Consider the following 26,547-nt stretch of genomic DNA (forward strand, 5'->3'; position numbering starts at 1 on the left):
TCAGAGGTCCCTGGGGGCTGCGACCGCCGGGCCGGTCGAGGAGTCGGACGCCGGGGCCTGCCCCACCGGCTCAGGCACACCGACCTGCGGCATGCCCGGGCCGGCGGCCGGCACCGGCTCGCGGCGCACGGTCGGCAGCGGCAGGCTCACCGGGCCGCCGTTCATGGCGCCGCCGCCCTGGCCGTGGAAGGAGGCGACGTCGGGGTGGCACCCGGCCGGGGCCCCCTCACCCAGAAGGGTCATGACGTCGTTGCCTATGGACTCCATTCCGCGGGGGACCTCGGGCTTGGCGGTGGGGATGACGTAGCGGTCGTCGTACTTGGCGATGGCCAGCAGGCGGTACATGGCCTCCAGCTTCTTGCCGTCCAGGCCCACGGCGGCGGCGATGGCCGGGTCGGGCTCGCGGCCCAGGCGCACGTCGCGCATGTGGGAGCGCATCGCGGCCAGGCGCCGCAGCACGAGCTCGACCGTGTTGGTCTCGCCGGCCGTGAACAGGCCCGCCAGGTACTCCAGCGGAATGCGCATGTCGGAGACGGCCGTCAGCAGCACCTTGTAGTTCTCGCCGTCCAGGCCTGCGGCCGCGACCTCGTCAACGACCGGGGAGAGCGGCGGGATGTACCAGACCATCGGCATGGTGCGGTACTCGGGGTGCAGGGGCAGGGCCACCTCATAGGTGTCGATGAGGTCCCAGATGGGGGAGGCCTGAGCCGCCTCGATCCAGTTGTCCGGCACGCCCTCGGCGCGCGCGCCCGCCACGACCTCGGGGTCGTGGGGGTTGAGGAGGATCTCGCGCTGGGCCATGTACAGGTCCTGCGGGTCCTTGACGGCGGCGGCCTGCGAGACGCGATCGGCGTCGTAGAGGAGGACGCCCAGGTAGCGCAGGCGGCCCACGCAGGTCTCCGAGCACACGGTGGGCTGGCCGATCTCCAGGCGCGGGTAGCACAGGGTGCACTTCTCGGCCTTGCCGGTGGCGTGGTTGAAGTAGACCTTCTTGTAAGGGCAGGAGGACACGCACATGCGCCAGCCGCGGCAGGCGTCCTGGTCCACCAGGACGATGCCGTCCTCAGTGCGCTTGTACATGGCGCCCGACGGGCAGGCGGACACGCAGGTGGGGTTGAGGCAGTGCTCGCAGATGCGCGGCAGGTAGAACATGAAGGCCGACTCGATGTCGGTGCGCACCTTCGTGCTCATCGCCTCGATGATCGGGTCCTGCTGGAGGGTCTCCATGGAGCCGCCCAGGTCGTCATCCCAGTTGGGACCCCACTTGATGGTGGGCATGTACTCGCCGGTCAGCTGGCTCTTGGCGCGCGCCACCGGAATCGCCGGGGAGTCCTTGGGGGCCGAGAGCAGCTTGTCGTACTCGTAGGTCCACGGCTCGTAGTAGTCCTCGACCGTTGGCATCTCCGGGTTGGCGAAGATGTTGACCAATCGGCGCAGGCGCCCGCCCGAGCGGGGCCGCAGGCGGCCCGAGGCCGTGCGCTCCCAGCCGCCGCGCCAGGTGTCCTGGTCCTCCCAACCCTTGGGGTAGCCGACACCCGGGCGGGTCTCGACGTTGTTGAACCACATGTACTCGGTGCCCTCGCGGTTGGTCCAGGCCTGCTTGCAGGTCACTGAACAGGTGTGGCAGCCGATGCACTTGTCGAGGTTCATCACCATTGCGATCTGAGCCATGACCTTCATCAGAACGTCACCTCCTGGTTGCTGCGGCGACGGATGAGCGTGACCTCGTCGCGGTTGTTGCCCGTGGGGCCGATGTAGTTGAAGGCGTAGGACAGCTGCCCGTAGCCGCCGGCGAAGTGGCTGGGCTTGAGCACGATCCGGGTCAGGGAGTTGTGCGTCCCGCCTCGCCTGCCGCTGGTCTCGGTCAGCGGGGTGTTCATGGTGCGCTCCTGGGCGTGGTGCATGAAGACCATGCCCTCGGGGATGCGGTGGGAGACGATGGCGCGAGCCGCCACGATGCCGTTGCGGTTGTAGGCCTCGACCCACTCGTTGTCCTTGACACCGATCTTATCGGCGTCCTGGGGACTCATCCAGATGGTCTGGCCCCCGCGTCCCAGTGTGAGCATGTGCAGGTTGTCGAAGTACTGCGAGTGGATCGCCCACTTGTTGTGCGCGGTGATGTAGCGCACCGCGACCTCCGCCGTGCCCGCCTGGCTCGTGGATACCGAGCCCGGCGCGGCCTCCCCGTACAGGGCGTGGAAGTCCAGCGGTGGCCGGAAGATAGGCAGGGACTCGCCCATGTCTCGCATCCAGTCGTGGTCGAGGTAGTAGTGCATGCGCCCGGTCAGGGTGTGCCAGGGCTTGGCGTGCTCCACGTTGACCACGAAGGCCGAGTAGCGCCGGCCGCCGTGCTCGGAACCGGACCACTCCGGGGAGGTGATGACTCCCTGGGGCTTGATCTGGGTGTCGGCGAAGGAGATGTGCTTGCCTGCCTCCTCCTCGCTGAGCTCGACCAGCGGGGTGCCGGTGCGCTTGGACAGCGTGTCCCAGCCTTCGGTGGCGATACGCCCGTTGGTGGTGCCCGACAGTGTGAAGATGGCGTCGGCGGCGCGGATGTCGGTGTCGAGCAGCGGCCGGCCGGCGGCCACGCCGTCGGAGGAGACCCCGTGGTTGCGGGCCAGACGCTCCACCTCCGGGCCGGGCTTGAGCATGATGCCCTTGCAGGGCATCCCGAGCTTCTCGGCCAGGGGGCCCAGGGCGTCGAACTTGGCCCGGATCTGGGTGTAGTCGCGCTCGGTGGGCACCAGCTTGGGCATCGTCACTCCCGGCACCCACTCCTGGGGGAGGGAGGACACGTCACCGTGCGCCATCGTCAGGGCGTCGGGGGTGTCGTGGGTGAGGGGCGCGGCGACGACGTCGGTCTGGGTGCCCAGGTAGCGCGGCGCCCAGGCGGAGATGAGCCCGGCCAGGGTCTGGAAGACCTGGAAGTCGGTGCGCGCCTCCCAGGGCGGGTCGATGGCCGCGTTGAAGGAGTGCACGAAGGGGTGCATGTCGGTCGAGGAGATGTCGTGCTTCTCGTACCAGGTGGCCGCCGGCAGGACGACGTCGGAGTGCAGGGTGGTGGAGGTGTTGCGGAAGTCCGCGGTCCACATGAGGTCGAGCTTGCCGGTGGGAGCCTCGTCGCGCCAGGTCACCGAGGCGGGACGCTGTTCGGGCGGGTTCTCGACGGCGTTGACGTCGTTGTCCGCACCCACCATGTGGCGCAGGAAGAACTCCGTGCCCTTGGCCGAGCTGCCCAGCAGGTTCGTGCGCCACGAGCACAGGATGCGCGGGAAGTTCTCCGGGGCATCGGGGTCCTCGCAGGCGAAGCGCAGCTCACCGGAGCGCAGCTGCTCGACGACGTAGTCCTTGGGGTCCATGCCCGCCTCGGCGGCCTGCTGGCCCAGGAGCAGCGGGCTGCGGTTGAAGGTCGGGTAGGACGGCGTCCACCCGCGCTTCATGGCCTCGACCATGGCGTCGGTCGTGGTCTTACCCGCCAGGGTGCCCGGTCCCAGCGGGGAGGCCAGGCGCTCGGCGGAGGTGGTGTCGTAGCGCCACTGGTCGGTGGTGAGGTACCAGAAGCCCGTGGCGATCATCTGCCGGGCCGGGCGGTGCCAGTCCAGGGCGAAGGAGTACTGCTGGAAGCCGCTGAGCGGGCGGACCTTCTCCTGACCCACGTAGTGGGCCCAGCCGCCGCCGTTGACGCCCTGGGTGGCGCACATAGAGGTCAGCGCCAGGATCGTCCGGTAGATCTGGTCGGCGTGGTAGTAGTGGTTGATGCCCGCGCCCATGACGATCTGGGAGCGGCCGCCGGACTCCACGGCGTTGAGGGCGAAGTCGCGCGCCACCTGGATGATGGCGGGGCCGGGAACACCGGTGATCTCACTGGCCCAGGCGGGTGTGCCCGGGACGGTGGCGTCCTGGTAGTCCGTGGGCCACTCGCCGGGCATGGAGGGGCGCTCGACGGCGTACTGGGCCAGGAGCAGGTCGTAGACGGTGGTGACCAGGCGGTCCCCGATGCGGGTGACCGGCACGCCGCGGCGCACGACGCCGCCGCCCACGGAGCCCTCGGGGGTGGAGGAGCCAGGCAGGTCGAAGCGGGGCAGGAGGACCTCGGCGGCCTGGACCTGGGGGCCCTGGCCGTGCAGGTCCATGATGCTCATGACCGGGTCGACGCCGTCCATGAGCAGGTTCCACCTGCCCTCGCCCTCGGGGGTGAAGCGATCGGCCAGGGTGCCGCCGGGGTCGGCCGGGCCGCGCTCACGGTCCCACACGAGGGGGCGGAACTCGTTCTTCGGGGCGCCAGTGGCGACGCCGTTGACGTCGGAGGCCGTCACGAAGCGGCCGGGCACGTAGCTGGTGCCGTCGGGGGAGGGCTCCAGGCCGATGAGGAAGGGGGAGTCGGTGTGGCGGCGCATGTAGTCCAGGAAGAAGGACTCCTCGCGCTTGACGTGGAACTCGGAGAGGATGACGTGCCCCATCGCCTGGGCCAGGGCGCCGTCGGTGCCCGGGGCCACGCGCAGCCACTGGTCGGCGAACTTGGTGTTGTCGGCGTAGTCGGGGGAGACGGCCACGACCTTCTGCCCGTGGTAGCGGGCCTCGGTCATGAAGTGGGCGTCCGGGGTGCGGGTCAGCGGGAGGTTGGAGCCCCACATCATGAGGTACTGGGCGTTGTACCAGTCGCCGGCCTCGGGGACGTCGGTCTGGTCACCGAAGACCTGCGGTGAGGCCGGCGGCAGGTCGGCGTACCAGTCGTAGAAGGAGAGCATCGTGCCGCCGATGAGCTCGTGGAGGCGGCCGCCGGCTCCGTAGGAGACCTGGGACATGGCCGGGATGACGCTGAAGCCGGCGATCCGGTCCGGGCCCCAGGCGCGGATGGTGTGGACGTAGGCGGCCGCGACGATCTCCATGGCCTCGTCCCAGCCCACGCGGACCATGCCGCCCTTGCCTCGGGCGGACTTGTATGCCTTGGCGGTGGCGGGGTCACCGGTGACCTGCGCCCAGGCGGCGACCGGGTCGCCGTCGTTGTCGGCCTTCGCGGCGCGGAAGGCGTCCAGGAGGACCGAGCGCACGTAGGGGTAGCGGATGCGCGTGGGGGAGTAGGTGTACCAGGAGAAGGCCGCGCCACGCGGGCAGCCGCGGGGCTCGTACTCGGGCATGTCCGGCCCCGTGGTGGGGTAGTCGGTGATCTGCTTCTCCCAGGTGATGATGCCATCGGAGACGTAGACCTCCCAGGCGCACGACCCGGTGCAGTTGACCCCGTGGGTGGAGTGGACCATCTTGTCGTGGCTCCACCGGTGGCGGTAGAAGGTGTCGGCCTCGCGCCCTCCGGTGAGGAACAGGCGGCGGGCGTCGGCAGAGGCTTGTCCTCGACGCAGGTACGAGCCCAGCGTGAGCAGTCCGGGGGCGTTCTCGACCTGCTGGTCGGGCCCAGGGACGATCCCGGGGCCGGTGGTCTGGGAGCCGGTGGTGCTCATCAATGGTCCTTTGGTCCGTGAAGTTGATGGGTGTGGTGGTTGGTGACGAATGGTGGCCCGGAGCTCGAGGGGTGGGCCCTGAGTGGTTCCGGCTGCTCCCGGCGGACGCGGCCATGATGCTGGCCGCGTCCGCCGTCGAGCTGGTCAGTCGGTGATTGGCGGTGGCCCCGACGGGCTGGTTCCGACCGGGGCCGGAGGGGGGATCAGCCCGGACGCTTGGCGCCCGGTTTGGCGTAGCGGATCCAGCAGATGACGGCGCACACGACGCAGAAGACGGCGCAGCTGTAGAAGAAGACGTGCGTCGGCATGAGGGTCAGGGCGATACCGACCAGGAAGGGGCCGAGGGAGGCCACGGCGGCGGTGAAGCCGATGGCGCCGCCGGCCTGGCGCTTGGGCATGATCATCGGCATCTGCTTGAAGGTCGAGGCGTTGCCGACGCCGGCGAAGAAGAACATGGCCAGCAGCGCCACCATGAAGATGGTGAAGTCGGCCGGGTCGTCCGCGGCGGCCACCAGGTAGCCGCACCAGGCCATCGTGACGGCCATGCCGATGGCGGAGACGAAGGTCCAGATGGCTCCGCCGAAGCGGTCGCACAGGGGCCCCCAGGCGAAGCGCAGGAAGGAGCCGATGAGGGTACCGATGAAGGCGTAGGAGGCCCCCTGGGGCAGGTCGCCCTTGGTGAAGTGCTCGGCCAGGTCGGAGGTGGCGCCGTAGTTGTTGTTGATGATGTTGGCGGTCTGGGCGGCGAAGCCGGAGAAGACGCCGAAGGTCATGATGTACAGGACCGTCATGAGCCAGGTGTCCAGGTTGCCGAAGATGTCCATCTGCTCCTTGATGTTGGCCTTGAGCGGGACGTCCTTGATGTAGCGGAAGGTCAGGAAGGCCGCGACGAGGGACCAGGGCAGGAAGAAGACGGTGGCGTTGACGACCATGGGGGCGCCCTCGTGGTGGGGGGCGACCCAGGTCAGCCCGAACAGGCTGATGCTCATGAGGAAGGGGGCGGCGAGCTGGATGACGCTCATACCCATGTTGCCCAGGCCTCCCTGCAGGCCCAGGGCGGTGCCGGCCAGGCGCTTGGGGAAGTAGAAGCCGGTCGAGGGCATGTAGCCGGAGAAGGTGGCGGCCCCGATACCGCAGGCGAAGGACAGGGCGAGCAGGACACCGAAGGAGGTGTTGTGGTTCTGCACCGCGAAGAACCAGCCGAGCATCGGCAGGATGTACAGCAGGGAGGACCAGCCGATCATCTTGCGGGCGCCGATGGTGGCGGGCAGGAACATGTAGATCAGGCGCAGGGCGGCGCAGGACAGACCCGGCATCGAGGTGATCCAGTAGATCTGGTTCTTGGTCAGGTGGAAGCCGATGTCGTTGAGCCTGGGTGCCACCGCGCTGGGCAGGAACCAGACGGTGAAGCCGAGCATGAGGGAGAAGGTGGTGATGGCCAGAGTGGTCCAGGCGATCTTTGCGGACCAGTTCTCCGGCTCCTCGGGATTCCAGCCTGTGAGGACGCGACCGGAGGTGTCGAGCGTGGACATAGGGCTCCTGCTGTTGTGGGGCTCGGTCCGCTGGGCGACAGCGCCCTGGACCAGAGACTGTTTGGAGAAAGTCGGTGAAAGCCTACGGACTCGCACCGCGCTCAATGATGCATTGAGTTGGTCAGATCTTCATGCAAGGGACGAATGTCTGAGCAATACGAGGCGAAACCGACATCTCGGAGGTGACTAAGGGCGGTGAATTAGGTTCAATATTAGTTGCCTAATTGAGGTTGCCGGTTGGATCGGGACGTGTTGCCCTTGAAATACCGGGCGGGAGACGGAGGAGCCGCGCGGGGTGTATGCGGACTACGGTGGGCCCATGAGTGAGACCCCCATCGTCCAGAAGGGCCTGGCGGCCCTGTCCGAGCCCGTCAAGGGCGCCGTCATCACCGTCTCCGACCGCTGCGTCAGCGGTGAGAGAGAGGACCTCTCCGGTCCGCTGGCCCAGCGCCTCCTGGCTGAGCACGACGTCGTCGTGGAGAAGGTGGACCTCGTGCCCGACGGCGTTGAGCCGGTGCGTGAGGCGATCAGGCGGGCGGTATCCGGCGGCGCCCGGGTGGTCCTGACCACCGGCGGTACCGGGGTGACCCCCCGAGACCTCACCCCGGAGGCCACGGCGCCACTACTGGAGACCCGCATCGAGGGCATCGAGGCGCAAATCCGCGCCCACGGGCTGACCAAGACACCGCTGGCGGGACTGTCCCGCGGGCTGGTAGGCGTGACCTCCCGCGGCGACGACGGCGCCCTGGTCGTCAACGCCCCCGGCTCACGCGGCGGGGTCAAGGACACCGTCGCCGTCGTCGGCCCCCTGGTGCCCCATGTCCTGGAGCAGCTCGGCGGCGGCGACCACTGAGCACACTCGAGCACTACTGAGCGATTCGGATTGAGCCGGGCTGCTACTCGGAGCGGCCCGAGTCCCAGGAATGGACCTCGGCCCAGGTGTCCAGATCCCGCACGACATCGCGAGCCGTGGGGATGGCCTTGACGCCGAGCGACCCGAGTGCCCGGCGCACAGCCGTGTCTCGCAGAGGCGCGCCGTCCGGGGCGACGGCCGCGGCCAGTGCTCGGCGGCGGTAGAGGCCCAGCAGGTACTGGGTGTGCTCGCCATCGCGGGCGCAGGCGCCGTCCAGCTCCGGCCCGGCCTGCGCCAGCGCCCGGTGCAGGGCCGGCAGCGCCCTCCAGGACAAGGGCGCGTCGCAGGTGAGAATCCCGGTGAGTTCCGCAACCGGGCCACTCCGTCCCAGGACATCCAGCCCGGCCGCGATCCCGGCGACGGGTCCTCCCAGAGGAGGGTCCTCCAGCGCTCGCAGGACGCCTCCGGGCAGAGCGACCTCCGCCGGGGCGACAACGCACACGCGTCCGAGCGGAAGGCCCTGTTCGCGAAGCTGCTCCAGTCCGGCCAGCACGTGGTCGAGCAGGCGCAGCCCCCGGGCGACGACATCGGGCTTGGAGGCTCCGTCCAACCGAGTGCCGGTCCCGCCGGCCAGCACGACGACGTCGGCGGTCTCGGCGACCTCGGCGACATCGGCTGCATCCGCGGTGCTCATGATGGCGCCGACCGTCTGCTCAGGCAGCGTCACCGCGGTCACCGCGGTCACCGCGCACCCAGTCCCCTGAGCGTCCCCCGGACTTGGCGACCACCTTGGCCTCTCGCAGCTCGACGCCCCGGTCCACTCCCTTGACCATGTCGACGATCGCCAGTCCCGCCACGGTGGCGGCGGTGAGGGCCTCCATCTCCACGCCCGTGCGGTCGGCCGTGCGCACCGTGGTCTCGATGCGCACGCCGCCGTCGACGATCTCCAGGTCCACGCGCGCCCCATGCACGCCGATGACATGCGCCAGGGGGAGGAGCTCGGGGACCTTTTTTGTCGCCGCGATCCCGGCCACGCGGGCCACGGCGAGCACGTCTCCCTTGGGGACAGAACCGCTGCGCAGGGCGTCGACGATCGCCTCCGAGCAGGCCACGAAGGCGGTGGCGCGGGCCTCGCGCACGGTCGGGGTCTTGGCGGTGACATCCACCATGTAGGCGGCGCCCGCCTCGTCCAGGTGGGTGAGGGTGATCTCGGGGCGGGTAGTCACAGGGGCTCCTTCACTGGGGGTGGGATCGTGCGTCGTGGACGTGGCTCGCCGCGGCGGCCTTCAGGGGCGGCCGGCGGGCGCTACGAGGCGGACAGCGGGATGAGGGGCAGCTCGTCGCCGACCTCGACCGCCTCGACCTCGGCGGCCACCACCGCCAGTGCCTGCGCGGCGGGCAGCGATGCCACCAGGTGCGAGCCGGAGCCCAGCCGGTGGGTGGGCGTGACCCAGGGGAGGCCCGCGCCGTCACCGAGGTCGGAACGGACTCCGGAGCCGGTGGGGGCCTCGGTGAAGCGCACCGGAACGTGCTGGCGCCGCCCCGGCGGGGTCCGCCAGCCCACCGCCGCGCGCGCCGTCAGGACAGGCCGCCCCGGAAGCGGCTCTGCGCCGCCATCCTCTGCGTCCTGCCCGGCCAGGCGGGCCAGCGCCGGGGCCACGATTGTGGTGAAGGAGACCAGGACACTCACCGGGTTGCCCGGCAGGCAGATGATCGGCACCCGCCGGCCGTCGTCGGTCAGGACCCAGCCGTGCCCCTGGGGCTTGCCCGGCTGCATGGCCACCTTGACGAAGTCCAGGTGCACTGGGGCCTCCTTGCCCCGCTGCGCCTGCGCCAGCATCGTCAGAGGATCGAAGGCTCCCGCGGACACGCCCCCGGAGGTGACGATGAGGTCGGCGCCGGCCGCGGCCTGCCGCAGCACCTCGGCCAGGGCCTCGGCCGTGTCGCCGCTGCGGGCCACGCTCGTGCACACGGCCCCGTGCTCGGCGACCAGCCCGGCCAGCAGCAGGGAGTTGGAGTCGGGAATCGTCCCGGGCTCCAGCGCCTGGCCGGCGTCACGCAGCTCGGCCCCGGTGGAGACCACCGCCACGCGCACCTGCGGCCGCACCAGCACCGAGCCGAGCCCCACGGAGGCCAGGGCGGAGATGGCCGCCGCTGACAGCCTCGTCCCCGCCGCCATGACCGGATCGCCCGCGGCCACGTCCTCCCCGGCGCGGCGCACGCTGAGGCCCGGGGTCGCTGCCGCGCGGATCTCGACGCGCTCGGGAATCGGGTGTGGGCCGGGAGCCTGGTCGGTGTCCTCCACCTTGACCACGGCGTCCGCGCCCTCGGGCAGCATCGCCCCGGTCATGATCCGCTGGGCGGTTCCCTCCGCGAGGGGCTGCGGTGCGGCGCCGGCCGGAACGTCCCCGCTCACCGGCAGCACCACGGGCGTCTGTGGGCGGGCGTCGGTTGTGTCCTTCGCGCGCACCGCGTAGCCGTCCATCGCCGAGTTCGTCCACGGTGGCACCGGCACGGTGGCGGTCACGTCCTCGGCCAGCACCCGGCCGTGCGCTCGCCCCAGTGGCACACGGCCGCCCTCAAGGGGCGAGAGGGCCTCCAGCACCTGGGAGACGTAGTCCTCCAGCGGAATCATCTGCGCCATAGCGGTCCTTCCTTCGGCGAGCGCCCCGTGGGCTGCGACTCGGGGCGGGCGGTCGCGGGGCCGGTGCCCGAACGTCCGGGGCCTATCATGCCCGTTCAGCCGGGGAAGCCCACATGGGTATGCTCGCGGCCGACCATCCGATCATTCCCAGCCCGCCGCCCCGATCGAGGAGACCCCGTGACGCCCAGTCCCGACCAGCCCAGCCGGCCGCTCCCGGCTCCCACGGCCCGCGTGGTCCGCGCCGAGGTCACCGAGGCCCCCATCAGCGTCACCGAGCTCGCCGATGCCGTCCAGGACGCCGCCGCCGGCGCCGTCGTCACCTTCGAGGGCGTGGTCCGCAACCACGACGCCGAGCGCGCCGTCACCGGCATCGGCTACTCCTGTCACCCCACGGCCGGCCAGGTCGTCGAGCAGATCGCCCGGGACGTGGCCCAGCAGGGGCGGGTGCGGGCCCTGGGTGTCGTTCACCGCGTCGGCGACCTGAGCGTCGGGGAGGTGGCGCTCGCGGTCGCCGTCAGCTCCGACCACCGCGCCGAGGCCTTCGCCGTGTGCAGCCAGATCGTCGAGGAGGTCAAGGAGCGCCTGCCCGTGTGGAAGCGCCAGACCTTCACCGACGGCTCGAGCCAGTGGAGCAACATCGCCTGACGTCGTGTCGCCGGGCCGGGAACGTCTCGGGCTGCGCGACGACCGCCCGGCTCGATGCGGTGGTCACCCGCCGGCGAAGGGCGGGAGCACGTCGACGGCGTCGCCGTCGGCCAGGGGCGTGAGCGAGTCCGCCGGGGTGGAGACCGAGTTGACGAGGAAGCTGCAGATCGGGATGACCCGCGCCATCTCCAGGCCTCGACCGGAGAGCTGCTCGCGCAGAGCCGCCAGTGTCGTGCCGGCGGGCAGGTCCAGGCGCTCCTCGGGACGCCCGGCGGCCTCAGTGGCCGCGGCGAAGTAGCGCAGGGTCACGGAGATCTGCGCCCGACCCGCAGGCGCGCCAGCCTGGGGGGACATCTCGGGGGAGGGACTCATCGTGGGCTCCTTGGTGTTCGGGTCAGCCGCCGATGGCCGACATGGTGCGCTGCGGGCGGGCGAAGCCGTCGCTCTCGGTGTGGGGACTGTCCGAGCCGTGCGCGCGGGGCTTGCCCCAGGTGGCGCCGGCCCAGATGCGGATGAGCTCGTCGTCGTCGGCCCCGGTGCGCATGGGGCCGCGCAGGTCGGTCTCGGTGCTGGAGAACAGGCAGGTCATGAGGCGCCCGTCGGCCGTGATACGGGTACGGTCGCAGTCCGAGCAGAAGGGTGAGGTGACCGAAGCGATGACTCCCACCGTCCCGGCCGGATGGTCCTGGCCCGCCGCGCTTCCGGCGGCGACGCGCCACAGCGCAGCCGGACGACGGTCCGGGCGGCCCACCTCGGTGAGGGTGAATCCGGCCTCCCGCAGCACCTCCAGGATCTGATCGACGCCGACGACGTCCTGGCTGCTCCAGGTCTCGCGCGGTCCCAGCGGCATGTGCTCGATGAACCGCAGCTGCCAGCCACGGCGCAGGCACTCGGCCAGGAGGCGCGGCGCCCGCTCCTCCACGGTGGCGGGCACGGCCACGGCATTGACCTTGATGGGGTCCAGGCCGGCCTCCTGGGCGCCAGCGATCCCGGTCAGGACGTCGGCGAGCCGGTCACGGCGAGTGATGGCGGCGTAGTCCTGCGGGTCCAGGGAGTCGATGGAGATGTTGACGCGGTCCAGGCCCGCCGCCCGCAGCCCGGCGGCCCGCTTCTCCAGGCCCAGGCCGTTCGTGGTCAGGGCGATATCCGGTTTGACCCCGGCCGAGGTCCGCAACGCGGACAGTGCTTCGACGATCTCCTCCAGGTCGCGCCGCATGAGCGGCTCGCCACCGGTCAGGCGGATGCGCTCGACTCCCAGGCGCTCGACGGCGATACGCCCCAGGCGGGTGAGCTCGGTGGTGGTCAGCAGATCCGGGGTGGGCAGCCACTGGAGACCCTGCGCGGGCATGCAGTAGGTGCAACGCAGGTTGCAGCGGTCCGTGATGGACAGGCGCAGGTCGCGCACGGTGCGCCCGTAGCGGTCGACCAGCTGCTGGGGGACGCCGTCGGCGGCCGGGGCCGGCGAGCCGGGACCTTCTGGCAGCTCGGGTAGCACCGGCCGGGTCGTCGGCATGGGCAGGTCCGCGGAGGTCCCACGGCTCCTGCTCGGGCCGACGACCGCGGCATCGAGCGGTGCAGGCGTCATGCGTTGAGCATATCGGGAGCGCGCCGGCGGCACGGAGTCAGGCCCGCTGAGGCCCCGAGCCCGTGGCCGGAGCCGAGTGCTCGGGGCCGCGGGTGTCTCCCGTCGACCGGTCGCGCTCTGGCGCGGATCAGGCGGTGCGCAGGATCTCGACGCGTGCGAAGCCCTCGGACTGCTCCAGCAGCGTGTGCTGGAAGGTGAAGGGCAGCTGGTCGATCTGGGCCAGCAGCGGGGTGGGCACGTGCGGGGCCACCAGGTCGAAGCCCTCACCGGGGTTGAGGGAGGAGGCGGCGCCGATGACCGCGGCGTGGCGCAGACGGTGCGGGATGGCGCGCGCGTCCAGGGTGAGGCGCTCGTCGCTGTGCTCGTGGCAGCCGCAGCTGGACTTCTTCTCAGTGACGGGCAGCAGCTCGGGGCTCTCGCTCATAGGGCTCTCCTTCGGAGTGTTTCGTACTGGTGTGCGTGACCTTACTACCACCGCGGGGCCGGCTGTCACGGCCGTCCACCTTCAGCGTTACGGCCGTCCACCTCCGTCGGCGCGGCCGGCGCCACTCAAGCTTACCGAAACTTCATAAGTGACGCGGAGCCGTGTCGTTTGTGAAGTTTTTGTCGATGTGAGTGCGGGGGTTTGCGGTGCGGTTGGATACGGTTGGGCCGTGGAGACGGACCGACTCAGCCAGGCGCTGACCAGCCGGGTGGCGCCGCGCCTGGTGGCCCTTGCCCTGGGCGCCGCCTGCATCCTCATGGGACTCAACGCCGCCCTCCTGCGCCTCAACCTTCCGGCCCCCGTCGACGGGGCCGAGCTGGCGGCGCTCCACGGCCCCCTCATGCTGGTCGGCTTCCTGGGGACCGTCATCGCCCTGGAGCGGGCGGTCGCCGCCCGCGCCCCCTGGGCCTTCCTCGCCCCACTGGGAAGTGCCGCGGGCTGCCTGGCCCTCATGGCCGGCGTGCCCGACGTCGTCGGCCGGGGCCTCCTCACCGGCGCCGCCGGCATCCTGTGCGCCATCTACCTGCGGGTTCACCGGCGCGCCCCCAGCGCCGCCGTCGACGTCGAGGCCATGGGCGGGGCCGCCCTCCTGCTGGGAGACGTCCTGTGGCTGGGTGGGCGCGGCATGGAGGACGTCGTCCCGCTGTGGCTGCTCTTCCCCACGCTCACCATCATCGGTGAGCGCCTGGAGCTGGCCCGTATCGCCTTCCTCGACGAGATGGTGGAGACCGTCGTCGAGGCGCTGTCCGGCGCGGCGGTCCTGGGCGCCTGCCTGCTGCTCATCGCACCGGGCTCCCACCTCATGGTCGGCCCGGCCCTGCTGGGGCTGGCCATCGTCATGGCCTACTACGACGTCGCCCGGCGCACGGTGCGCCTGCACGGCGGGGTGCGCTTCATGGCGGCCTCCATGCTCGCCGGCTACGTGTGGCTCGCCGTCGCCGGGGCGGTCTGGTCACTGTGGGGCCTGCAGGGCCTGAACGGGGCCGCCTACGAGATCGTCATCCACTGCATCACGGTGGGCTTCGCCTTCTCCATGATCCTGGCCCACGCGCCGGTCATCATCCCCGCGATCGTCCATCGCTCCCTGCCCTACCACCGGCTCATGTGGCTGCCCTACGTTCTGCTGCACGCCGGCCTGGCGGTGCGCGTCGCCGGCCTGCTGGCGGAGGCCTCCTCGATCTGGAAGGTCGGCGGCGCCGTCGGGGTGGCGGCGATTCTTGCTTTCATGGTCCTCACCCTGGGGCGCGTCCTGACCTCCGGCAGCATCCGCAAGCCGGTTCGGGCGAGACAACCGGCCGCGACCACGGCATCCGGATCGGCGTCGTCGCAGGCGGGAGGGGACCCCGCATGAGCCTGTCCATCGGTTCTCCCGGTACCGGGTCCGCCCCCCGGCCCGGCTCACTTCCCGGCCCCGGACGAGCGAGTGGTCCGGGCCGCCCCGCCAAGAAGTCCTCCCGGCGCACCACCCAGGTGCGTCGCAACGCCCTCGTCATGGCCTGGCTGCTCATCGCCGCGGTCCTGGCGGCCCTGACCATCGTGGGCCCCCTGGCCTCCTGGGGCACGTGGCTGCCCCTGCACGCCCTGCTCCTGGGCGGGATCGGTAGCGCCATCACCATCTGGTCGGCCCACTTCGCCGACACCCTCCTGCACCGCCCGGCCCTGGGCGGCGCCGCCCTCCTGGACGCGCGCCTCTACGCCCACAGCCTCGGCACGGCCGTCGTGCTCACCGGCATCACCATGGGACAGCAGGCTGTCGCGCTCATCGGGGCGGTCATCGTCATGGCCCAGGCCGTCGCCGGCGTCGTGGCCATCACCGTGCAGTACCGCAGGGCCATCGCCCCGCGCCTGGCATCCCTGGCCCTCCACTACGCCGTCGCCCTGGTCCTGCTGGCCACCGGTGCGCTCCTGGGCTTCCTCATCTCCTGGTCCAACGCCCACGGGCGCTCGGCCCTGGCCGACGGCTTCTACCTGGCCCACACGACCACCATGCTGCTGGGCTTCGTGGGCACCACGGTCCTGGGCACGCTCACCGTCCTGTGGCCCACGATGCTGCGCACCCCCATGGAGCCGGTCGCACCGCGCTGGACCACCCGCGGCCTGCCCTACCTCGTGGGCGGCACCGCGCTCGTGGCCGCCTGCGGGCTGTGGCCGCCCCTGGCGGGTCTGGGCACCCTGGTCTACCTCGGCGGCACCTGCGCAGTCCTCGTGCCCGCCTACCGCACCGCCCGCCGGGTCCCGCCAACCTCCTTCGCCACGGCCTCCGCCACGGCCTCGGTGGCCTGGTTCGTCGGCTGCGTCGCCGTCCTGGGAGCCCGCATGGCGCTGGCCGACGACGCCGCCGCTGCCCGTGAGGTCATCCACTCCCTGCGCCTGCCCCTGGCGGCGGGCTTCGCCCTGCAGATCCTCGTAGCGGCCCTGAGCTACCTCACCCCGGTGATGCTCGGCGGCGGCCCCGCGGCCACCCGGGCCACCAACGCGATCATGGACCGCTTCGCCGCCTACCGGGTCACCGCCGCCAACGCCTGCCTCCTGCTGGCGCTCTACCCGGGGGCGCCCTGGCAGGTGCGCGTCGTCGCCGGAGCCCTGGCCGCGCTGGTGACCTCCTACCTCCTGGCGGGCATGATCCTCAGCCTGCGCAAGCTCTCCCAGCGCAAGCGCCCGCCGCGTACCCCACACACCCCGGCCGACGCCGACCCCACCTCCGACCCCGCGGGCCACCGACCCGCCCAGCCCCGAAGGGGAACCCGATGACGAAGACGCCCGACGCACAGGCACCATCCCCTGATGAGGCCGCCGCTCCTGAGACTGCTGGCTCCGAGAACGCCCCTTCTCAGGACGCTGCCTCCCAGGAGACCGAGCGCAGCGGCGCCGACAGTGCGGCTCAGGCCCCCGACGACACTGATGGGCGCGCGGCGACGGGCGCCGACAAGCCCGAGGGCGCCCACCGCCGAGCGGTGACCGCCGGTACCGCCCCCGCCATCGACCGCAACCGCCGCCCCCTGACCGGCAGGGTCGGCCCGACGGCGGGAGACAGGACCGCCGCCTCGTCCTCGGGCGGCCTGCTCCAGTCCGCCGACCGCCGCGGCGTCCTCATGGGACTGCTCACCGCCGGAGCGGCCGTCGTCGTCGGCAGCGTCATCGGCAACCGGGGTCAGGGCGGAACCACCCAGGACGTCACGCCCACCGGCAACACCGTCAACGCCACCATCACGGTGGAGGGCCTGCGGTTCGTACCGGACACGGTCGATGTCACCCCCGGCGACCGGCTCGTCATCACCCTGGACAACACCGCCGACCAGGTCCACGACCTCGTCCTGGCCACCGGCCAGACCACCGGGCGCATCGCCGCCAGAGCCAAGGGCACCCTCGACGCCGGCATCGTCGCGGGTCCGATCGAGGGCTGGTGCTCCATCGCCGGCCACCGCGCCCAGGGCATGGTCTTCCACGTCACCGCGGGCGGGGCGGCCGCCGGCGCCCACCAGCACGGCGATCACCAGCACGGTGGTGGCCAGAGCAATCAGACCGGCTCCGGCAAGGACGCGGTTCCCGACTACTCGGCCCAGCTGCCCGCAGGCTTCAAGGCCTTCGACGCCGCCCTGCCACCGGCGCCCACCAGTCCCGACGGCGGCCCCATGACCCACCGGCACACCTTCACCGTCAAGGAGCAGGTCATGCCGGTCGGCGCCGGCGTCACCCAGCGGCGCCTGACCTTCAACGGGCAGGTCCCCGGCCCCGTCCTGCGCGGCAAGGTGGGGGACACCTTCGAGATCACCCTGGTCAACGACGGCACGATGAGCCACTCCCTGGACTTCCACGCGGGGATCACCCCGCCCGATCAGGCGATGCGCTCGATCAACCCCGGGGAGTCCCTCGTCTACACCTTCAAGGCCCAGCACTCGGGGATCTGGCTCTACCACTGCTCCACCTCGCCGATGAGCCTGCACCTGGCCGCCGGCATGCACGGGGCCGTCATCATCGACCCACCGGGGCTGACGGCCGTGGACCGCGAGTACGTCATCGTCGCCTCCGAGGTCTACCTCGGCCCCGAGGGCGGCGAGCCCAACACGGAGAAGATCGCCGCCAAGACCCCCGACCTCATGACCTTCAACGGGGTGGCCTTCCAATACCACCAGCAGCCGCTCAAGGCCAAGGTCGGGGAGCGCGTGCGCTTCTGGGTCATGGCCGCCGGCCCCTCTCTTCCGACGTCGTTCCACGCCGTCGGCCTGCAGTTCGATCAGGTCTTCTTCGAGGGGGCCTGGACCCTGGGCGGCCCGAACCGGATCGGGGCCGCCTGGTCCGGCGGCTCCCAGGCCCTCGGCCTGCAGCCGGCCCAGGGCGGATTCGTCGAGTGCGTCGCATCCGAGCCGGGACACTACGTGTTCGTGACGCACTCCTTCGCCGACATGGAGAAGGGCGCTCACGGCGTCCTGGAGGTCACGGCCTGAAAAGCGGGCGCCTCAGACCAGGGCTCGCAGCACCACCGAATGCCGCTTCGGCCCCGGGCGACTGTGCCCGGGGCCGAAGCCTTGCGATCTAGAAGTGGTGGACGGGTGATGCTGTTGGAGCCGCGTGCTCAGGCGACGTCGGCGTGGACGATCTTGAGATCCGGCTCCGTGTCGACGGGCTGAGCCGAGCTGATCTGGCAGCCGTCAGGACCATTGGGCAGGAACTTGAGACGCTCGTAGGCGGCCGGGTCGGGGCCGACGACGGCCCGGAGGAAACCCTCGTGCATGGTGCACACCAGGTCGCGCGGCTGGTGGTTGCGGGTGATGAGCGGGCAGGAGCGCAGGACGACGCTGTCTCCGGAGACCTCTGGGGCGAAGCCCATGACCGCCAGGTAGGGGATGAGGGCGGTGACCCGGTCCACCTGCTCGCCGTCGACCGTGGGCTCAGCGATGGTGCCCGGGGTCAGCTCGGCCCACCGGCGACCGATCTCCAGAGCGGTGGCACGGGCGTCCTCGCCCTCACCCAGGGTGTCGGCGATCGCGTCGAGCAGCAGCAGGTAGGCGTCGACCATCTGCTGGGGGTCGGGTGCCGTTGAGGCGTAGCGCAGGGCCGGGCGGCCCCGCTTGCCCGTCGGCTTGGTGGACACCGTGACGAACCCGGCGTCAACCAGGGCGTCGAGGTGCTCACGGACGGTGTTGTGGTGCAGGTTGAGTGCGCTGGCGACCTGAACGGCCGTCATCGCGTCGTGAGAAGCCTCCACGACCTCCAGGACGCGCCGGCGCGCCGCAGAGAGGTTGGCGCGTGCGGACAGGTCGCCCAGGGCGGGACGTGGAAGCGAAGGGGTCGGACGGTTGTGCATGTCCTGAGACTAACGCGCTTTCGCTTGTGGGAACCGTCAAAATCGGTGTGTAGTTGAATCCTGCAACGGCTACGTGATGTGACTTTTAGCACACCGTGTCCAATAATGGCTCTGGCGGAACGTGAAAAAAGTCAGTATTGACGCCGTTTTTGCTGGGTCGTTGCCCTGTTCCAGGGCAAACGGCTCTCAGGGTTATAGGGCCTACTGTCGACGAAACTGTGACGTGCCCTGAGGGGCTCGCGCGGCGCCGCCGGGAGTGTTTCAGGGCCGGGTGGGGTCCTCGGCCTCCAGTGAGGGGGCCAGCAGCCGGCGGAAGGACTCCACTCTCGCGTGCCGCTCCTCGGGAGCGGCCAAGGTTTCCGGGGCGTCCGGCCCGTCCGCCGTGCTCGCCCACTCATCCAGGGCGCAGTCGACGACGCCCACCTCATGGGTGCAGCCCCGCGGACAGTCCTCGGCCACGCGGGCCAGGTCCGGAAAGCCCCTCAGAACGTCGGCGCTGCCGACGTGGGAAACCCCGAAAGAACGCACGCCGGGGGTGTCGATGACCCAGCCGCCCCCGGGCAGCTCGAGGGCCTGAAGACTGGTGGAGGTGTGGCGGCCCCGGCCGGTGACCTCGTTGACGTGCCCGGTGGCGCGGTCGGCCCCGGGCACGAGCGCGTTGATGAGCGTGGACTTACCGACCCCGGAGTGGCCCACGAGGACCGAGACGGCACCGTCAAGCGCTTGGCGGACCGCTTCGACACCGTCGTCGGGCCGCTCGCCGCAGACCTGTGAGGGCCCGGTCTCGGGGCCGTGGGGGCGCAGTCGCGTGGCCAGGCAGCGCACACCCAGGGGGCTGTAGAGGCCCGTCAGCGGGGCGGCGTCGGCCAGGTCGGTCTTGGTGAGCACGATGAGCGGCTCCATGCCGGCGTCGTAGGCGGCCACGAGGTAGCGGTCGATCATGCGTGGGCGCGGCTCGGGGTCGGCCACGGCGGTGACGATGACGAGCTTGCCGGCGTTGGCGACGATCGCCCTTTCGGTGCCGGCTCCGTCCCCGTCCTCGGCGCTGCGGCGCAGCAGGGTGGTGCGCTCCTCGATGCGAACCATGCGCGCCAGGGTGCCTTTGCGGCCGCTGGTGTCCCCGACGACGGCGACCCGGTCGCCGACGACGACCTTGCCCCGCCCCAGCTCGCGGGCCTTCATGGCGGTGATGTTGCCGCTGGAGTCCTCAGTGAGGCTCGGGTCGTCCAGGCGGATCCGGTAGTGGCCGCGGTCGATGCGGGTGACCATGCCCAGGGCCGCGTCGGCGTGGCTGGGGCGCTGCTTGGTGCGGGGGCGCGAGCCCCGGCCGGGGCGGACCCTCACGCGCGGATCGTCGGTACCGATGTCGCGGCGGGCCATCAGGCACCGTCTCCCGGGGTCTCCAGCTCACGGTGCGATGCGCCGTCCGGTCCGGTGCCGCCCTCACCGGCGGTGGCCAGCATGGCGGCCCACAGGTCCGTGAAACCGGGCAGCGTCTTGGAGGTGCACTCGACGTCGTCCAGGCTGACCCCGTCCACGCCCAGGCCGATGATGGCGGCGAAGGTCGCCATCCGGTGGTCGGCGTAGGAGCGCAGGGCGGCGCCGTGCAGCGGTGCGGGGCGGATGATGAGCCCGTCAGGGATTTCCTCGGCGTCCCCGCCCAGGAGGCGGATCTGGGTGGCCAGGGCTGCCAGGCGGTCGGTCTCGTGCCCGCGCAGGTGCGCGATGCCGGTGAGGGCGCTGGTGTGGCCCTGTGTTCCGGCGAGGGTGGCCAGGGCCGCCACGGTGGGGGCCAGTTCGCCGACGTCGGACAGGTCCGCGTGGATCCCGGTCAGCCGCCCGGTGCCGTGGGCCGTGAGCAGCCCGTCGGTGAGCGTCACCTCGCCGCCCAGGCGGGGGAGGAGCTCGCGCCAGGCGTCCCCAGCCTGGGTCGTGGACGTAGGCCAGTGAGGGACGCTCACCCGGCCCCCGGCCACGAGGGCAGCCGCCAGGAAGGGGCCGGCGTTGGATAGGTCCGGTTCGATCATCACCTGCCCGCCGCGTGGGCGGCCGGGGTAGACCCGCCAGGTGCGCTCGCCGTCGCCGGCCCCGGGGGCGGGCTCCTCGACGGCGATGCCCCGCTCGCGCAGCGTCGCCACTGTCATGCCCACGTGCGTCAGCGAGGGCACCGGCCCGGTGGGGGTGAGCTCCAGGCCACCGGGCAGGAGAGCACCCAGAAGCAGGAGGGCGGAGACGAACTGGGAAGAGGCCGAGCCATCGACCGCCACGCGGGCGCCCTCGGCTCGCAGGAGGGCGCCGTCGCCGGGGCCGACACGGAAGGGCAGGAAGCCGGGCTTACCGAGGTGGCTGATCTCAGCTCCCAGGTCGGCCAGCGCGTCGAGCAGCGGCGCCATGGGGCGGCACCGGGCGGCCTCGTCCCCGTCGAAGAGGACCGGGGCGTCGGCCAGGGCGGCCAGGGCGGGCACGAAGCGCATGACGGTCCCGGCCAGGCCGACGTCGATGCGTCCGACGCCGTCGGATCCGGTCTGCACGTGCAGCGGCAGGGGAGCCGGCGTGACGCGCAGCCGGGTGCCGGAGCCGTCCAGGTCCTCGAAGCGTGAACCGAGCACGCTCAGGGCGGCGAGCATGAGCTCGGTGTCGCGCGAGCGCAGCAGCCCGGTAAGCGTGGTCGGCGCGTCAGCGACGGCGGCCAGCAGCAGGGCCCGCGCACTCAGCGACTTCGACCCCGGCAGCTCCACGACGGCGTCCAGCGCCCCCGCCGCCACCGGGGCCCGCCAGGGTGCGGACTTGGAGAATGAATCCATGTCCGTAGTATGCCAGAAGGGTGTAATATGTTGATGTTTCGATAAAAAGGCTCGAAGGAGTGTCTTACGTATCGTTCGAAGATGAATTCGCCAGCAAGCGATGAAGCCGATCATCACAGGAATGTGGTTGAAGCCATGAAGAAGCTGTCGTTGAATGGTCTGCAGCGAGATAGTCTACTACATAAATGGGATTAAGTCTTTTGTGCTGTCTAACTTGATGGATGCAGAGAGCATTCGTCGCCATGCCGTATGTTACTAGTGTATTGTTGTTCAGTTTGATGCCTTAGTCGTGGAGGTGTGGCAGCGAATCAACAGCTTCTTGTACTCCCTTGTGCTGAGAGTCAGTAGTTTGTTCTGCATAATTTACTAATCGATCCTGCAAGGACAGTTTGATGTCGATAACGCAACTTAAAACACCACTATCTCCCCCAAGCCCCCGGGAGTCGTTCTGGAAAAGTATATTTGTTGCCGCAATAATAGGCTTCACGATACTCCAGTTTTTCTATGTTGTGACAGGAGTGCGGAAGGGTTTAACTCCGGAAACATATGATTTCTTCAAGGATTACCTAAGTCGATGTCTTGAGAACATCTCTCAAGGCAGCATTAAGGAGTACCTCATTCCAGTAGAAACATGGATTTCAGCAGCAACAATTTCTTTGACTACAATTAAGCAGAAGCAATGGAGTGATATCCGAAACTACACAACAGGCCGGCTGGAGTGGGAAATTAAGAAGAAAAAATCACTATTCTATGCGTTTGCATCGCTGGCCTCTGTTTCGGCCGTTATTGCGGCAATTGGAACCGTGTGCTTGTATAAGGATCCTTCGGTTGAGACCTGGTTTCTCTCGTTCGTGCTCTGGTTCGCGTTCTACATCATTTCACGCATACCGTCATTCATGGAGGGAGAAAATATCGAATTGTCACTTATCTACGCCGAAGCAATCAAGGCTTTAGGGAGGTCCTATTTGTTGTCAGACGGCCTCAAAAGTATTGGGAGAAGGGGTGTGGGGGGAGGGGTGTATCAGCATGAAGAGTCGAGGAAGTTCAGGGTGGGGGAGTGGTTTAAACAGTTCTACACTGCTCCGGCTATTGTAACCATTTCATTAACAATACTCACCGTTTTTCTGTTGGGTTTTAATAACCATTTTTCTTTTCCGGTGGCTATGATAGCCATTGCGCCGTCCGTCTTGATTCTGCTCTTTAAGATATTTGTCGCACCGGCGATAGTTAGGAGGTTTGTTGTAGGGGTTGACATAGAGACGACTCTTCAAGTGATGGCGTATGTCGAAATCTTTGTATTTGTGTTCGTTTCGGCTTGTTTTGATGAGCTTAGTCGCCATAAAGTGGCACACCCGAATCAGTGGTACATAGACGTGTTCAATGTGTATGGAATTCCGGCTGCGGTGTTACTCTGGGTGTGTGTCGCACTGTCCTTGTCTCTTGTCGCCCTCGCGATATTTCTCCTATCTGTGCCCAAGTGTTTAGGGTGGTCGATGACTCAAAAGATAGTCTGGTCTCGCTCCTTCGATTTATGTCACACTAAACTACTCAAATCTAATGATAAATTCTGCAGGGAAACTCGTGTCAAACTACAGGGGTTGAATGTCGATGGACTTCTAAATTCTATAGAATCCGAACATCTCTCGGAGGGTCATAGAACGAGGTACCTCATAAGGTTCGCGGCCGGCGACTCCCTAGGGTGAAGATGTCTAGCCATCCCTTTGCCCGGGGAAGTGGAGGTGATGTCCGACTCTACCGCGAGTGCTCTGCTGAGCCAGTCCCTGGCCTGGGTTCTCAAGAACGTCACCACCAGTCCGCGACAGCGGAGGAGTGTGCCACAGGCTGTTCACGGTCTTGTCTGTCGTTGCGGAAGGGGTGATCACAGGCTGTCGCAGTCTGACGACGATATGGGAGCGTACCACCGGCCCGGACCTGAATCATGATACTGAATCGCGTCGGGTTTGATGGAGGGAGTGATCGTTCCGTGTTATCACTGCCTCTATCAAACCCGACGCGATTTACTCATTGCAGCGCCTCGATGACGGTGTTGAGGGTGGTCGAGGGTCGCATGGCGGCGTCGGTCAGGGCCGCATCGGGGCGGTAGTAGCCGCCGATGTCCACCGGGGAGCCCTGGACGGTCAGGAGCTCGGCCTGGATCGTGTCATTGAAGGCCTCGAGCTGCTGGGCGATCGGGGAGAAGACGGCGGCGAGTTCGGGGCTGGTCTCCTGCGCGGCCAGCTCGCGGGCCCAGTACAGGGCCAGCCAGGCGTGCGAGCCGCGGTTGTCGATCTGCCCCAGGCGGCGTGCCGGGGAGCGGTTCTCCTCCAGCAGCCGGGCCGTGGCGGCCTCCAGGGCGTCGGCCAGGATCTCGGCGCGCTCGTTGCCGCTGACCTGGGCCACGTGGTGGAAGGCCTCCGCCAGGGCCAGGAACTCACCCAGGGAGTCCCAGCGAAGGTAGTCCTCCTCGAGGAGCTGGCGCACGTGCTTGGGGGCCGAGCCCCCGGCGCCGGTCTCATAGAGGCCGCCGCCATTCATCAGCGGCACCACCGAGAGCATCTTGGCGCTCGTGCCCAGCTCGAGGATGGGGAAGAGGTCCGTGTTGTAGTCGCGCAGCACGTTGCCGGTCACCGAGATCGTGTCCTCGCCGCGGCGGGCGCGCTCCAGGGACAGGCGCGTGGCCGCCACCGGGTCCAGCACGCGGATGTCCAGGCCCTCGGTGTCCTCATCTGCCAAGTAACGATTCACCAGGTCGATGAGGACGGCGTCGTGCCCGCGCTCGGGGTCCAGCCAGAAGACGGCCGGGGCGCCGGTGGCCCGGGCCCGCGTGACCGCCAGGTGCACCCAGTCGCGCACGGGGGCGTCCTGCGTGGTGCAGGCCCGCCAGATGTCGCCGGTGGCCACCTCGTGGGACAGCAGCACCGCACCGGGCTCGGCGCCCGCCCCCTCGACCACGACGACCTCCACGGTGCCGTCGGCCGGGATGAGGAAGGTCTTGTCGTGGCTGCCGTACTCCTCGGCCTTGCGAGCCATGAGACCCACATTGGGCACCGAGCCCATGGTGGCCGGGTCCAGAGCCCCGTGGGCGCGGCAGTCATCGATGACGGCCTGGTAGACCCCGGCGTAGGAGGAGTCCGGGATGACGGCGAGCGTGTCCGCGGTCTGGCCGTCCGGCCCCCACAGGTGGCCGCCGGCCCGGATCATGGCGGGCATGGAGGCGTCGATGATGACGTCACTGGGCACGTGCAGGTTCGTGATGCCGCGATCGGAGTCCACCATGGACAGGCGCGGTCCGGCGGCCAGCTCGGCCTCGATGGCGGCGCGGATCTCCTCGCCCTGGGGCAGCGAGTCCAGCCCCGCCAGGATCGAGGCCAGCCCGTCCTCGGCCCGCAGACCCGCCTCGGCCAGGACCCTCCCGTAGGTGGAGAAGACCCCCGGCAGGGCGGCGCGCACCGCGTGACCGAAGATGATCGGGTCGGAGACCTTCATCATCGTGGCCTTGAGGTGCACCGACAGCAGCAGGTCCTCATCCTTGGCGGCGGACACCTGCTGGGCGAGGAACTCATCCAGGGCGGCGGCACTCATGAAGGTGGCGTCCACGACCTCCCCGGCCGTCACCGGCAGTGACTCCCGCAGAACGATCGGCTCGCCGCCGTCGGCCGGGCGCAACCGGATCTGCAGGGTGCCGGCCTCGGGCACGACGACGCTGCGCTCATTGCGTCGGAAGTCCCCGGCCCCCATCGTGGCCACGCGGGTGCGCGACTCGGGCGACCAGGCCCCCATCGAGTGCGGGTGGGAGCGGGCGTAGGCCTTGACGGCCGCCGGGGCACGCCGGTCCGAGTTGCCCTCACGCAGGACGGGGTTGACAGCGCTGCCCTTGACGGCGTCGTAGGCGGCGCGCGCCTCGTGCTCGGCGGGCGTGGCCGGGGAATCGGGGTAGTCGGGGATCTCGTGGCCCAGGGCCTGAAGCTCGGCGATGGCGGCCTTGAGCTGCGGCAGGGAGGCCGAGATATTGGGCAGCTTGATGATCGTGGCCGCCGGGGACTGGGTGAGCTCACCCAGGCGAGCCAGGTCGTCGTCGGCCAGGGAGAATGCCGCCAGGATGCGTCCCGCCAGCGAGATGTCCGCCGTGCCCACGCTCACGCCCGCCCGCTGGGCGAAGCCGCGCACGATCGGCAGGAAGGAATGGGTCGCCAACATCGGGGCCTCATCGGTCCAGGTGTAGATGATGTCGGGCTGGGCAGCCTGCTCCGACTGGGATGACTGGCTTGCCTGAGCCGGCTGGGCGGACTGGACGGTCATGAGTGCTCCCTAGCGTGTCGATGACGTGTCTGCGCGTGGTGGTCAGTGGTGCGGGGTGTCAGGGCACCGCGACCGGTCGGAAGTGGACCGGGGCGAGAGTAGCCGCCGCCTGTGACGCCCAGGTGACAGGTGCCGGGGCGCTCCGGAAGGTGACGGTGACGAGCCGACGTCGGACCCGTGCCCGGAGCCAACGGGTGACGATCCGGGGTCGACCAGAGTGACTCAGGCAGTCACGTAGCGCTGCTGAACGGCCTGCTGAGCGGCCTGTATCGCCTCACGCTGCTGGCGGGCGTTGCGCACCTGCCAGGCCAGGGACGGCCTGCCCTGACGGTCGACGGCGGCCAGCGCGAGCCCGGCCCCCAGGGCGGCCCCGCGCAGCAGCCCGGAGAGGGCCTCCTTGCGGGCCTGCGTCCCCTTGACCGCCCAGACGGGGTTGTTGACCACGGTGAGGGGCACATTGAGGGCCGCCAGGATGGTGGCGTTCGTACGGGGTGCCCGCCCGGCGGCCAGCCCCAGCCCGGCCACGAGGCTCACGGCACCCGAGGCGCGGGTGAGCAGCCGGGCGTCGGAGGCCAGCACGGGCGGCAGACCGACCCGCTCCAGCGTCGGGGCGACCTTCTCGAACTTCTCCACGTGGCGCGAGGGGCGCACCAGGGCGTCGAGTCCATCGACGATGAAGGGCGCGGCGAGCATGGGGCGGGCGAAGGAGCGCAGAATGTTCATGCCCCCATCCTGACCTACGCGGGCGGCTCGGGCCAGCGATATCGCTGCTCGAACGTGGTGCGTGCCTCGCTCAGGGCGGACGGGGAATGAAATCGGGGCGCCATCGTGTTGGCCGGGGCATGAGCATCCAGCAGTCGATCGTGTCGCCGTCGAGCCGGACCGCCCGCCGGCGGGGCGCACCGCCGAGCGGGCCGCGAGGCCGCCGTGAGCGGCCCGG

20 protein-coding genes are annotated in these 26,547 nt (G+C 69.6%); 6 read left to right on the forward strand and 14 right to left on the reverse strand.

Features of this window, described 5'->3' with window-relative positions:
• The 3 genes from narH to FK267_RS06475 form a co-directional block, all read right to left on the reverse strand.
• Complete coding sequence (gene narH / locus FK267_RS06465) at window positions 1-1,680, reverse strand: nitrate reductase subunit beta (protein ID WP_141406685.1); 1,680 nt, start codon at window positions 1,678-1,680, stop codon at window positions 1-3.
• On the reverse strand, window positions 1,680-5,456 hold the full coding sequence (locus FK267_RS06470) for a nitrate reductase subunit alpha (protein ID WP_141406686.1): 3,777 nt from the start codon (window positions 5,454-5,456) through the stop codon (window positions 1,680-1,682). The genes narH and FK267_RS06470 overlap by 1 nt, the downstream gene beginning before the upstream one ends.
• Window positions 5,457-5,659: 203 nt before the next feature.
• Window positions 5,660-6,988, reverse strand: coding sequence for an MFS transporter (locus FK267_RS06475; RefSeq protein WP_075371228.1), 1,329 nt, complete (start codon window positions 6,986-6,988; stop codon window positions 5,660-5,662).
• Between the two features lie 319 nt (window positions 6,989-7,307).
• Between FK267_RS06475 and FK267_RS06480 the strand changes: the two genes are divergently transcribed.
• A complete protein-coding gene (locus tag FK267_RS06480; RefSeq protein ID WP_141406687.1) occupies window positions 7,308-7,841 on the forward strand; it encodes a MogA/MoaB family molybdenum cofactor biosynthesis protein in 534 nt (177 codons plus the stop codon).
• Between the two features lie 43 nt (window positions 7,842-7,884).
• Here the strand turns inward: FK267_RS06480 and mobA are convergent, their stop codons facing one another.
• From mobA to FK267_RS06495, 3 genes are all read right to left on the reverse strand, one after another.
• On the reverse strand, window positions 7,885-8,535 hold the full coding sequence (gene mobA / locus FK267_RS06485; RefSeq protein WP_141406811.1) for a molybdenum cofactor guanylyltransferase: 651 nt from the start codon (window positions 8,533-8,535) through the stop codon (window positions 7,885-7,887).
• Window positions 8,536-8,554: 19 nt separating this feature from the next.
• Window positions 8,555-9,067 carry a cyclic pyranopterin monophosphate synthase MoaC gene (moaC, locus tag FK267_RS06490; RefSeq protein ID WP_075414628.1) on the reverse strand — a complete coding sequence of 171 codons (513 nt, stop codon included), beginning with the start codon at window positions 9,065-9,067 and terminating at the stop codon, window positions 8,555-8,557.
• An 80-nt stretch (window positions 9,068-9,147) separates the two neighbouring features.
• Window positions 9,148-10,485, reverse strand: a complete 1,338-nt coding sequence (locus tag FK267_RS06495; RefSeq protein ID WP_141406688.1) for a molybdopterin molybdotransferase MoeA — start codon at window positions 10,483-10,485, stop codon at window positions 9,148-9,150.
• 177 nt (window positions 10,486-10,662) lie between these two features.
• On the opposite strand from FK267_RS06495, the gene FK267_RS06500 reads away from it, so the two are divergent.
• Entirely contained in the window at window positions 10,663-11,130 is a 468-nt protein-coding gene (locus FK267_RS06500; RefSeq protein WP_232622543.1) for a molybdenum cofactor biosynthesis protein MoaE, read from the forward strand.
• A gap of 63 nt (window positions 11,131-11,193) precedes the next feature.
• Here the strand turns inward: FK267_RS06500 and FK267_RS06505 are convergent, their stop codons facing one another.
• The 3 genes from FK267_RS06505 to FK267_RS06515 all read right to left on the reverse strand — a co-directional run bounded on the left by FK267_RS06505 (window position 11,194) and on the right by FK267_RS06515 (window position 13,139).
• A complete protein-coding gene (locus FK267_RS06505) occupies window positions 11,194-11,502 on the reverse strand; it encodes a MoaD/ThiS family protein (RefSeq protein ID WP_020991718.1) in 309 nt (102 codons plus the stop codon).
• 22 nt (window positions 11,503-11,524) lie between these two features.
• Window positions 11,525-12,715 (reverse strand): GTP 3',8-cyclase MoaA, encoded by a 1,191-nt coding sequence (gene moaA, locus FK267_RS06510; protein ID WP_141406689.1) that lies wholly within the window; start codon window positions 12,713-12,715, stop codon window positions 11,525-11,527.
• Window positions 12,716-12,842: 127 nt separating this feature from the next.
• Window positions 12,843-13,139 (reverse strand): DUF2249 domain-containing protein, encoded by a 297-nt coding sequence (locus FK267_RS06515; RefSeq protein ID WP_003785642.1) that lies wholly within the window; start codon window positions 13,137-13,139, stop codon window positions 12,843-12,845.
• A 229-nt stretch (window positions 13,140-13,368) separates the two neighbouring features.
• Between FK267_RS06515 and FK267_RS06520 the strand changes: the two genes are divergently transcribed.
• Genes FK267_RS06520 through FK267_RS06530 form a run of 3 tightly spaced genes read left to right on the forward strand, consistent with a single transcriptional unit; the run spans window position 13,369 to window position 17,644 of the window.
• Window positions 13,369-14,550: a hypothetical protein gene (locus tag FK267_RS06520; RefSeq protein ID WP_141406690.1), complete on the forward strand. Its 1,182-nt coding sequence runs from the start codon at window positions 13,369-13,371 to the stop codon at window positions 14,548-14,550.
• Window positions 14,547-15,950, forward strand: a complete 1,404-nt coding sequence (locus FK267_RS06525; protein WP_141406691.1) for a hypothetical protein — start codon at window positions 14,547-14,549, stop codon at window positions 15,948-15,950. The genes FK267_RS06520 and FK267_RS06525 overlap by 4 nt, the downstream gene beginning before the upstream one ends.
• On the forward strand, window positions 15,947-17,644 hold the full coding sequence (locus tag FK267_RS06530; RefSeq protein ID WP_141406692.1) for a multicopper oxidase domain-containing protein: 1,698 nt from the start codon (window positions 15,947-15,949) through the stop codon (window positions 17,642-17,644). Before FK267_RS06525 ends, FK267_RS06530 begins: the two co-directional genes overlap by 4 nt.
• A gap of 128 nt (window positions 17,645-17,772) precedes the next feature.
• On the opposite strand, the gene FK267_RS06535 is transcribed toward FK267_RS06530, so the two are convergent.
• The 3 genes from FK267_RS06535 to aroA form a co-directional block, all read right to left on the reverse strand.
• Entirely contained in the window at window positions 17,773-18,504 is a 732-nt protein-coding gene (locus FK267_RS06535; protein ID WP_141406693.1) for a helix-turn-helix transcriptional regulator, read from the reverse strand.
• Between the two features lie 261 nt (window positions 18,505-18,765).
• Window positions 18,766-19,884, reverse strand: coding sequence for a ribosome small subunit-dependent GTPase A (rsgA, locus tag FK267_RS06540; protein WP_141406694.1), 1,119 nt, complete (start codon window positions 19,882-19,884; stop codon window positions 18,766-18,768).
• Window positions 19,884-21,308, reverse strand: coding sequence for a 3-phosphoshikimate 1-carboxyvinyltransferase (gene aroA, locus FK267_RS06545; protein ID WP_141406695.1), 1,425 nt, complete (start codon window positions 21,306-21,308; stop codon window positions 19,884-19,886). The genes rsgA and aroA overlap by 1 nt, the downstream gene beginning before the upstream one ends.
• Window positions 21,309-21,700: 392 nt before the next feature.
• Here aroA and FK267_RS06550 point away from each other — a divergent pair, with 392 nt between their 5' ends.
• On the forward strand, window positions 21,701-23,011 hold the full coding sequence (locus FK267_RS06550) for a hypothetical protein (RefSeq protein WP_141406696.1): 1,311 nt from the start codon (window positions 21,701-21,703) through the stop codon (window positions 23,009-23,011).
• 319 nt (window positions 23,012-23,330) lie between these two features.
• On the opposite strand, the gene FK267_RS06555 is transcribed toward FK267_RS06550, so the two are convergent.
• Both FK267_RS06555 and FK267_RS06560 read right to left on the reverse strand, forming a co-directional pair.
• Complete coding sequence (locus tag FK267_RS06555) at window positions 23,331-25,607, reverse strand: NADP-dependent isocitrate dehydrogenase (RefSeq protein ID WP_141406697.1); 2,277 nt, start codon at window positions 25,605-25,607, stop codon at window positions 23,331-23,333.
• A gap of 222 nt (window positions 25,608-25,829) precedes the next feature.
• A complete protein-coding gene (locus tag FK267_RS06560; protein WP_141406698.1) occupies window positions 25,830-26,330 on the reverse strand; it encodes a DoxX family protein in 501 nt (166 codons plus the stop codon).
• Window positions 26,331-26,547 lie beyond the last annotated feature (217 nt).

Origin of the sequence: Actinomyces oris (assembly GCF_006546825.1) — a bacterium.
Taxonomy (GTDB): Bacteria; Actinomycetota; Actinomycetes; order Actinomycetales; family Actinomycetaceae; genus Actinomyces; species Actinomyces oris.